This window comes from Burkholderia sp. B10 (assembly GCF_004368385.1).
Classification (GTDB): domain Bacteria; phylum Pseudomonadota; class Gammaproteobacteria; order Burkholderiales; family Burkholderiaceae; genus Burkholderia; species Burkholderia vietnamiensis.
The window spans coordinates 1-1,312 of record NZ_PQMX01000168.1 but is presented as its reverse complement, the minus strand read 5'-3'; the positions used below and the strand labels follow the sequence as shown (position 1 = coordinate 1,312).

Sequence of the window (1,312 nt, the reverse complement as noted above, 5' to 3'; positions counted from 1 at the left end):
GGTTCATCGAGGATTACCGGGGAAGGCGGCGCGGATCTTGAGGAAGAAGTATTCATCGTCACGGTACCCGTAAGCCCGACGCTTGATGACCTTGATGGTGTTGTTGATGCCTTCGACGACGCTGGTATTGAGCGGATGGCGGCAGCGAGTCACGATTCCGTGCCAGTAGCCCTGCAAGCGCTCGGCGAACTTTTGCAGGGCGGCGATCCCGCTTTGCTGAGCCTGCTCGAACCATTGTTCCCAAGCCTTTTGCGCCCAGGCTGGCTTCTGATAGAACCAGAGCCGCTTGAGCTCGTCGCGTAACACGTAGACGCATAACAGCGACTGATTGGCCGCCAGCAACTCCTTCAGGTGCACGGCCTGATCTGGCTTGAGGTTGTGGCGGTTGCGCAGCAACAACCAGCGGCTGGACTTCAGAACTTTGCGGGCCGGCTTGTCATGTCGGAGTTGATTGGCCTGGTCCACTCGCACCCGATCTATCACTTCGCGGCCGTACTTGGCCACGACGTGGTACAGGTCGAAGACGATCTCCGCCTGTGGACACTGTTCCCTGATTTCGAGTTCATACGCCGTGGTCATGTCGATCGCCACCGCTTCAATACGCTTGGCAACGCCTTCGGGAAGCTGCTCGAAGAAGGCACGGGCAGTCTCGCGCGAGCGGCCCTGTCCGATCCAGAGCACCTGCCGGCTCATCGGCTCGACCACCACCGTGGCGTAGCGATGGCCTTTATGCAGCGCGAACTCGTCCATCGCCAGATAGCGGATCGTTGACCAGTCGGGCTCGCGCACACGCGCCCGCAGACGCATCTTGTCGATCGATTTGACCGTGTGCCAGCCCAGGTCGTAGAAGGCCGCCACGGCCTGCACGCTGGCCGCTTGCAGCAGCTTCTCGCAGGCCTTGGCGAAGCGCTCCGTCACTCGCTGGTAGCGGCCCAGCCACGCCAGCTTCTCCAGTCGCGGGCCGCCGCAGCGTTCACACCAGACTCGGCGGCGCGGAACGTGCAGCACCACCCGGTATTCGAACAGCGGCAGGTCACGCACCCGGCGAACCGTTGTCTCGTGGATTTGCTGGCAGCGTGCACCACATTGCTCGCAATACATGACCTTGCTGATCGGCTTCAAATACAGCGACAGCGTGCGGCCGTCGCCTTCCGGCCATTCCACACGCTCCAACCGGTAACCCGTCCAGCAGCCCAGTGCCTGAAGTGCCTTGCGATCGAGCAATTGCTTCTCCTGACGTCCTTAAAGTCAGGCGTCAGGTTACGCAATCGCTCTAAAACCCTCCACGGTTTCCTACGATGAACCTTTTTTT

The 1,312-nt window shown here is 60.7% G+C and carries 1 protein-coding gene; it reads right to left on the bottom strand.

What is annotated here, in order from left to right:
- Positions 1-3 precede the first annotated feature (3 nt).
- Positions 4-1,224 (bottom strand): ISL3 family transposase, encoded by a 1,221-nt coding sequence (locus tag C3Y15_RS31400; RefSeq protein ID WP_014723161.1) that lies wholly within the window; start codon positions 1,222-1,224, stop codon positions 4-6.
- Positions 1,225-1,312 lie beyond the last annotated feature (88 nt).